Below are 7489 nucleotides of genomic sequence, written 5' to 3'. Positions count from 1 at the left end.
CGGGGCGACCGGTCCCCTCGCGGGCGGGAATGCGCGCGAGCGGTCCCTTGGCGCACAGGGGTCGGCGCGAACGGTCCCCTCGCGCATTGGGTCGGGGCGACCGGTCCCCTCGCGGGCGGGAATGCGCGCGAGCGGTCCCTTGGCGCACAGGGGTCGGCGCGAACGGTCCCCTCGCGCATTGGGTCGGCGCGACCGGTCCCGATGCGGGCGGGAATGCGCGCGAGAGTGCCCTCGCGCGCGGGCGCGCGCGAATCAAGCGGTCCTCTCGCATCGGGCGCGCGCGACCGGTCCAGTCACGCACCCGTTCCGGCGCGGAAGGTCCCTTCACGCCGCCAACCGCGCGCCACTGGTCCCTTCACGCAGACGAGGCCGCACCAGCCCATCGCGAGCGGCACGAAGGGTCCCATCACGCCACCAACCAGGCGCCAACGGTCCCCTCGCACAGACGAGCCCGCACCGGCGATCCACTCGCGCAGTCGGCGCGGCACCGCAGGTCCATTCGCGGTCGGGCGGCGTTAGCGGTCCACTCGCGTGTTCAAGGCGGCACCAGCGGTCCACTCGCGAGCGGGGCAACATCAGCGGTCCCCTCGCGCATTCAGCACGGCACGAACGGTCCACTCGCACGGCCAGCGCGGGGCCAGCGGGCGTTGCACTCGCGCAGCAAGGGCGGCATCAGTGGTCCGCTCGCGTTCGAGCAGCACCAGTGGTCCACTCGCGAGCGGGGCAACATCAGCGGTCCCCTCGCGCATTCAGCACGGCACGAACGGTCCACTCGCACGGCCAGCGGCCCACTCGCGCAGCAAGGGCGGCATCAGCGGTCCACCCGTGCGGCCAGCGCGGGGCCAGCGGTCCACTCGCGCAGTCAGCGCAGCACCAGCGGTCCACCCGTGCGGCAGGCGCGGCGCCAGAGGTCCACTCGCGAGCAGGCTCCGGCGGTCCCTTCGTGAGCCGGACCGGCGTGAGTGGTCACCTCGTGCTGTCGGGGTGGTGCGAGTGGGCCGTTCGCGCGGGAAGGGGCCAACCGGAGCCGTGAGTCAGCCCAGTGCGGCGAGCATGCCGCGCACCGATTCCGGCCACGCGAACTCCTCCGCTCGCGCGCGGGCGGCGGCGCGGCGGAGGTCTTCCGGACTGTTAAGGAGGCCCGTGACGGCGGAGGCGAAGGCCGGGGCGTGGTCGTCCACGGCGGCGCCGCAGCCGGGGCGGACGATCTCGCGCAGCGCGGACGAGGCGGAGACGACCACGGGGGTGCCCGAGGCGAGCGCCTCGAGGGCGGCCAGCCCGAAGGTCTCGTGCGGACCCGGGGCGAGCGAAACGTCGGCGGTGGCCAGCAGCCGCGCCACTTCGTCGCGGCCGGACAGGAAGCCGAGGAACGTGACGGGCAAGCCGCGGGCGCGGCGTTCCAGCGCCCGTCTTCGGGGCCCCTCTCCCGCGATCACCAGGCGGACCCGCGCGCCCGACTCCGTGAGTTCCGCCACGGTGTCCACGCTGCGCTCCACGTGTTTCTCCGGAGACAGGCGTCCACAGTGGACCAGTAACGCGTCCGCGCCACCGGCCAGCGAAAGGCGCCAGGAGTCCGAGCGCATCGAGGGCGCGAACGTGGACAGGTCGACTCCCAGTGGCACTCGGCGGACGTTCGGCGCCGAGATGCGGTCGAACTCCGCGCGGGCGAAGGCCGTGGTGCACACGACGGTGTCGTAGCTGGCGGCCATGCGGCGGTTGGCGACGTCGGCGACGGACCGGGCCATCGGCCGGGGCAGGAAGAACTGTTCCAGCAACCGGTCGAGGCGTTCGTGGGAGATGACCGTGCTCGGGACCCCGTGGCGGCGGGCCCAGGTGCCCATGCCGCGCAGCGTCAGGCGGTCCGACACCTCCAGCCGGTCCGGCTCGAGCCGGCGCAGCACCGCCCGCACGCGGTGCGGGTCGACCGCCCGGTACCCGCCCGTGCCCGGGATCCGGGGCGCGGGCAACGAGTACCGGCGCACCCCCGTCGGCAGCGTCTCGACCGCGTACCGCGTGCCCGGCACGACCAGGGTCACGCGGTGTCCACTGGCGACGTACCCGGCGCCGAGGTGGTGCAGCGCGGTCCGCAACCCACCGGAGCGCGGCCCGTAGAAGTTCGCCAGCTGGACGATGTGCATCGCTCAGGCCGCGCGCGCGGCCCGGCCCTGTACGGCCTCGTAGTGCCCCACCAGCTCGTGGCACACGGCGGGCCAGGTGCGCCCCAGCACGACCTTGCGCGCCTTCTCCCCCAGGCGCGCCCGCAGCGCCGGGTCGCGCAGGTCGTCGAGGCGTTCGACGAGTGCGCGGCCGAAGCTCTCGCGCTCGGCGGGCAGCAGGTAGCCCGTGCGGCCGGGCAGCACGAGGTCCTTCGGGCCGCCCGCGTCGGGGGCGAGCACCGGCAGGCCGGAGGCCATGGCTTCTTGCACGGCTTGGCAGAACGTCTCGTGCGGTCCGGTGTGGACGAACACGTCGAGGCTCGCGTATGCGACCGACAGCTCATCGCCGTACTTCGCGCCGAGGAACGCGGCCCCGGGGAGCCGCTCGCGCAGCGCCGGCAGCTCCGGACCGTCGCCGACGACGACCACGCGGATGCCGGGTACGCCCGCGAGCGCGGTGAGCCGCTCGACCTCCTTCTCCGGCGCCAGGCGGCCGACGAAGCCGACGAGCAATTCGCCGTTGGGCGCGAGCTCGGCCCGCAGCGCCGGGTCCGCGTGTTCGGGCGAGAAGCGGTCGACGTCGACGCCGCGCGCCCACCGGTGCACGCGGGGCACGCCGTGCAGGCGCAGCTGCTCGACGGAGTGGCTGGACGGCGCGAGCGTCCGGTCGGCGCGCGAGTGCACGCGGCGTACCCAGCGCCACGCCGCCCGGGCGCCGATGCCGAAGCCGTACGACGTGGCGAAGCCCGCGATGTCCGTCTGGTAAACGGCGATCGACGGCACCCGCAGCCGCCGGGCCGCGGCGAGGCCGCGCGCGCCGACGACGAACGGGGAGGCCAGGTGCACCACGTCGGGGCGGAAGCCGGTCAGCGCCGTGAGCACGGTGCGTGTCGGCAGGCCGATCGGCAGCGAGTGCACGCCGGGCACGTCGAAGGCGGGGATGCGGACGACCGGGGCGCCGCGGTAGGACTCCGGACCGGGTCCCGGCGCCACCACGAGCACGTCGTGGGCGCGGTCGACCAGGTGCTCGACGACCCGCAACACGGAGTTCGTCACGCCGTTCACCTGGGGCAGGAAACTTTCGGTGACAATGGCGACTCGCACGTGGTCACTGTGACAAAGGCGTGCGCGAACCGGACCAATCCCGTGTGACAGGTGGGCCAACGGTGTCCGAACACTCGCATGCGGTGTTCACGAGGACACAGTCCGTCGACAGATTCGCCACGACATGTCACCTCAAGGTCGTGTCCCGGAAACCAGGACGGCCCAGACTAAGCAGGCATGACCCTCTTGTCCTCCAGGCCGTCGCAGCCCGTGGAGCCGGGGCTGCTCTCGAGGGCTCTCGAGGTGGCCGGCCGGCTGGCCAACGACGCCACCGACGTGATCACCGCGACGGCAGGCCGCGGCGCCCACCCCTCGACCCTGGACTCCCCGTTCGACTGGGTCACCGACACCGACCGCATCCTCGAGCGGCACACCCGGCGGGTGCTGACCGCGGAGTTCCCCGGGATCCCCGTCGTCGGCCACGAGTTCGGCGCCGACCACGGTGCTGACGTCGCCGAGTACCGGTGGGTCGTGGACTCCGTCGACGGCACGGCCAACTACGTCGCGGGCGTGCCGTGGTGCGCCTACAGCCTCGCCCTGATCGACGCGTCGGGCCCGGTCGTCGGGGTCGTCGCCGACCCGTACCGGGCGCAGATCTACGCCGCCGCCCGCGGCCGGGGCGCCCGCGCGAACGGCAAGCCGATCCAGCTGGTCGACCGCCGCGTGACGGCCGGCGCGATCGTTTGCACGGAGCTCGCCCGCAAGGGGCCGTGGCCCGGCATGGGCGGGTTCATCGAACGCGCCGCCGCCGCGCACGCCGGGGTGCGGGTGCTGGGGTCGGCCGCGCTGTCGATCGCGCAGGTCGCGCTCGGCCACGCGGCCGCCGCGGTGCTCCACAGCTACCACGAATGGGACGTCGCGGGCTCCGTCGCCATGGCCATCGAGGCCGGCGCGGTGGTGCTGGACAAACACGGCGAAGACACCGCCCTGCCGACCGACGGCCTCCTCGTCGCCGCCCCCGGCGTCGCCGACGAGGTCCTGCGCTGGTGGCAGGAAACGGCGACGGTCGCGAGCTGAGGCGGGTTCGGCGGTTCTGAGCGGCTGCGGTCGGGCGGCTGTGCGGGCTGGGACAGCGCCTGTTCGACCTTGATCACCGATTGGTCGCAGTCGGCCGGCGATTGTTCGAACCTGGTCCTGACCTGTGCGTGCTGGGTCGACGCCAGTCCGAACCTGACCCCGCCCGTGCGAACCTGATCCCCGCCTGTGCGGGATGGGTCGACCCCGCCTGTCCGAACCCCGCCCCAGCCGTCCGCGCCTGGCCCCACCCGTGCGAATCGAGTCGCCGGCTGTGCAGATTCGGGGTGCCGGCGGTGCGACCTGGGCCATTAGCTGTGCGAATGGGGGCGTCGGCTGCTCAGATCAGATCGCTGCCTGTTCGAATCTGAGCACCGATTGGGCGGTCCCGGCCATCGACTGTGCGATCACGGTCGTCCCCTCTTGTTCCGAGCGGGTGGGCGGCTGTGCTGCCCCAGACAGCCAGCCGTTCGAAGCGCAGCACCTGCTGTGCGGAGTCGACCGCCGACCACCTGAACCAGACCATCGACTGCGCGTCATCGGTCACCAACTGTGCGAGTTCGACCGCGCACTTAATCGGGCTCAACACCAGCTGCGCGAAGCCGGTCACCGGATGTGCGAGCAAGAAGGCCCAGCCGGTCATACTGGATCAGCAGTTGAGCGGCCAAGGCTGCCCCGCTGTTCGCAGCTGGGCGCCGGTTGTGCGATTCGGGACGCTGGCTGTTGTCGGCGGGGTAAACGATGTGCGAAGTCGATAGCCAGCCGCGCGAATTGGGCCGCTGGTTGTGCGGCGTCAGTCACCAGACTGGGCCGCCGAGCGCTCCGGGTGTTCCGGATGGGTCGCGGACCGTGGCGATCAGGACACTAGATGTTCGAACCTGATCATTTGTTGCACGGCGGCGGTCGTCGACAGTGCGGAGGGCGACGCCCGGCTGATCGGGCAGGGGCGCCGACTGTGCTCTGGTGACCAAGTGCTGCGGCGTTCGAGGCTGATCGTCGGCTGTGGGTGGAAGGCCGTCGTCTGGATGGAGCCGGTCGCCGGATGCGTGGATCCGGACGATCGCTGTGCGGATCCGATCACCAGCCGTGCAGATCGCGACCGAAACTGCGCGAACCCGCTCAAGCAGCCGTAACTTCAGGCACCTCGGCAGCAGCCCGGGCAGCCCGATCGCGCTTGAGCAAGCGGCGGAGCCACCACATGAGCGGGCCCGCGACGGCCCACGTGACGAGGATGGTGGTCCCCAGGGGCAGCAACGTGAGCGTCGCGGTGCGGCCGGCGACGCGGGCGAGGCGGTCGGGGTTCGTGGTGTCGTACTCGATGGCCACGAGCTGGCCCGCGGCGAGGCCGGAGGGGTAGAGCACGCCGTTGGCGGGGCTGTGGACGATGCCGTCCGGGCTCTGGAACTGGATGATCGTGCGGTCGAAGCCGACGGACTCGACGGTGGCCGTGGCCGTGCCGAGGTGGTCTTCGATGGCGTTGTCGTTGCGGATCGCCGCGAAGAGCAGGCTCACGCAGAGCACAGTGAGGAGCGAGGCGACACCGAGGACGGCATACCACCCGATGCGCCTCGCCCGCTCACTCTTGGCCGTCACACCGCGAGCTTAGAGCCTCAGCGCTCGCCCGCGGCGGCGAGCATCCGGTGGTTGGCCCGGATCTGGTCGTACGACTTGGGCTTCACCACCGCGTGGGCCGCCCGCACCCCAGCCGGAGCGGCACCGTTCGGGCCGGCGGCCGGCTTGCCCTTCGTGAAAAGCCACGTCTGGAACAGCGCCTGCAGCGGCTTGCCCGACACCTGTTCGGCCAGCGCCTCGAACTCCGGGATCACGCCGTGCCCACCGGCCTTCACCACCTGCCACTTCTTCAGGATCGCGAAGAACGCGTCATCGCCGACAGCCGTGCGAAGGGCCTGCAGCGCCATCGCACCGCGGTCGTAGACGGCGCCGTCGAACTGGTTCTCCGCGCCCGGGTCGCCGGGCAGGACCTGCCAGAACGGGTCGTCGGCGGCGTAGGAGTCGTAGGCGTACTGGGCGAGCTCGGCCGTGGTGCCCTCGCCCTCGTGCTCGGACCACAGGTACTCGGCGTACGACGCGAAGCCCTCGTTGAGCCAGATGTCGCTCCACTTGCCGAGCGAGACGTTGTCGCCGAACCACTGGTGGGCGTTCTCGTGGGCGATGAGCGTGGTGTTGGACCCGGCGAGGAAGTTCTTCAGGCCGTACGTCGGACGGGTCTGGTTCTCGAGCGAGAACGTGATGCCGCTGGTGACCACACCGCCCTCCGCCTCGAACGGGTAAGGCCCGAACTGCGTGGCGAGGAACGCGTCGATCTCCGGCGTCCGCTCGACGCTCGCCTTGGCCGCGTAGAGCGAGTCACCGAGGTCGGCGCCGTAGGCCGTGATGAACGGCTTGTTGTCGGGCGTCGTCGACTGGACCACCTCGTACTTCCCCACGATGAACGACGTCAGGTACGTCGCCTGCGGTTGAGTGCTCCGCCAGTTCCACCGCGTCCACCCGGCGCGCGACTGCGTTTTGCGCACGAGCGAGCCGTTCGTGATGGCCGCGAGACCGTCCGGGGCTTCGATCGAAACGTCGTACGTCGCCTTGTCCGTCGGGTGGTCGTTGGACGGGAACCACCACTGCGCGCTCTGCGGCTCGTCGACGCCCAGCGCGCCGAACGCGCCGTGCTTCCACCCGTGGATCCCGTCGACGGTCTCGGTCGAAGGCGTGTCGTCGTACGCCACGACGACGGTGGTGGTCTGCCCCTTCGCCAGCGGGTGGGCGGGGGTGATCACGAGCTCGCCGTTGCCGTTCTGGTTCCGGAACCCGGCGGCCTCGTTGCCGACCAGCACGCTCTTGGCCCTCAGCGCGAAGTCCAGGTCGAACCTCGACAGGTCCTGCGTAGCGGTGAGCAGCAGGGTCGTCGAGCCGGCCAGGCGGTCGGTGTCGGGCTGGTAGGTCAGCCGGATGTCGTAGTGCAGCACGTCGGTGCCGCCGTTGCCCGCGTTGGGGTAGTACGGGTCCCCCACGCCGGGCGCCCCGTGCCCCGGTGCGGCGGCCGCCGCCCCCGACACCAGCACCGACACCACTCCCGCCGCGACCAACCCGAGTCCGGCCCGTCTTCCACGCATTGGCGTTTCCTCCCAGAAGGCGATCAACGCGCTCGAACGTAGCCAGCGTTGGAGTTGCGAGGTACATCCGTTGGGAGGTTCTTACCCGCT

The 7489-nt window shown here is 71.7% G+C and carries 6 protein-coding genes; 1 reads left to right on the top strand and 5 read right to left on the bottom strand.

All coding sequences use genetic code 11. The annotated features are described in order from the left end of the window. Positions 1-1034: 1034 nt before the first annotated feature. Together ACIA77_RS01555 and ACIA77_RS01550 are read right to left on the bottom strand one after the other, a co-directional pair. Entirely contained in the window at positions 1035-2138 is a 1104-nt protein-coding gene (locus ACIA77_RS01555; protein ID WP_395883807.1) for a glycosyltransferase, read from the bottom strand. Between the two features lie 3 nt (positions 2139-2141). Next, on the bottom strand, positions 2142-3260 hold the full coding sequence (locus ACIA77_RS01550; RefSeq protein ID WP_395883806.1) for a glycosyltransferase family 4 protein: 1119 nt from the start codon (positions 3258-3260) through the stop codon (positions 2142-2144). Positions 3261-3437: 177 nt separating this feature from the next. Between ACIA77_RS01550 and ACIA77_RS01545 the strand changes: the two genes are divergently transcribed. Then, positions 3438-4277, top strand: coding sequence for an inositol monophosphatase family protein (locus ACIA77_RS01545; RefSeq protein WP_395883805.1), 840 nt, complete (start codon positions 3438-3440; stop codon positions 4275-4277). A 337-nt stretch (positions 4278-4614) separates the two neighbouring features. Here the strand turns inward: ACIA77_RS01545 and ACIA77_RS01540 are convergent, their stop codons facing one another. The 3 genes from ACIA77_RS01540 to ACIA77_RS01530 form a co-directional block, all read right to left on the bottom strand. Further along, positions 4615-4917 (bottom strand): hypothetical protein, encoded by a 303-nt coding sequence (locus ACIA77_RS01540; RefSeq protein ID WP_395883804.1) that lies wholly within the window; start codon positions 4915-4917, stop codon positions 4615-4617. A gap of 476 nt (positions 4918-5393) precedes the next feature. Next, positions 5394-5867 carry a DUF3592 domain-containing protein gene (locus ACIA77_RS01535; protein WP_395883803.1) on the bottom strand — a complete coding sequence of 158 codons (474 nt, stop codon included), beginning with the start codon at positions 5865-5867 and terminating at the stop codon, positions 5394-5396. 17 nt (positions 5868-5884) lie between these two features. Next, positions 5885-7399 (bottom strand): M1 family metallopeptidase, encoded by a 1515-nt coding sequence (locus ACIA77_RS01530; protein WP_395883802.1) that lies wholly within the window; start codon positions 7397-7399, stop codon positions 5885-5887. Positions 7400-7489 lie beyond the last annotated feature (90 nt).

The sequence above is a fragment of the Amycolatopsis sp. NPDC051903 genome (assembly GCF_044452505.1).
In the GTDB taxonomy this organism is placed as follows: domain Bacteria; phylum Actinomycetota; class Actinomycetes; order Mycobacteriales; family Pseudonocardiaceae; genus Amycolatopsis.
Note: the sequence above shows the minus strand (reverse complement) of the source record. Positions and strands in the feature narration are given on the sequence as shown.

Bases quoted from the DNA above. Each gene is read 5' to 3' on its own strand.
- ACIA77_RS01555 (WP_395883807.1), bottom strand. From the start codon at position 2,138: ATGCACATCGTCCAGCTGGCGAACTTCTACGGGCCGCGCTCCGGTGGG.
- ACIA77_RS01545 (WP_395883805.1), top strand. From the start codon at position 3,438: ATGACCCTCTTGTCCTCCAGGCCGTCGCAGCCCGTGGAGCCGGGGCTG.
- ACIA77_RS01540 (WP_395883804.1), bottom strand. From the start codon at position 4,917: ATGACCGGCTGGGCCTTCTTGCTCGCACATCCGGTGACCGGCTTCGCG.
- ACIA77_RS01530 (WP_395883802.1), bottom strand. From the start codon at position 7,399: ATGCGTGGAAGACGGGCCGGACTCGGGTTGGTCGCGGCGGGAGTGGTG.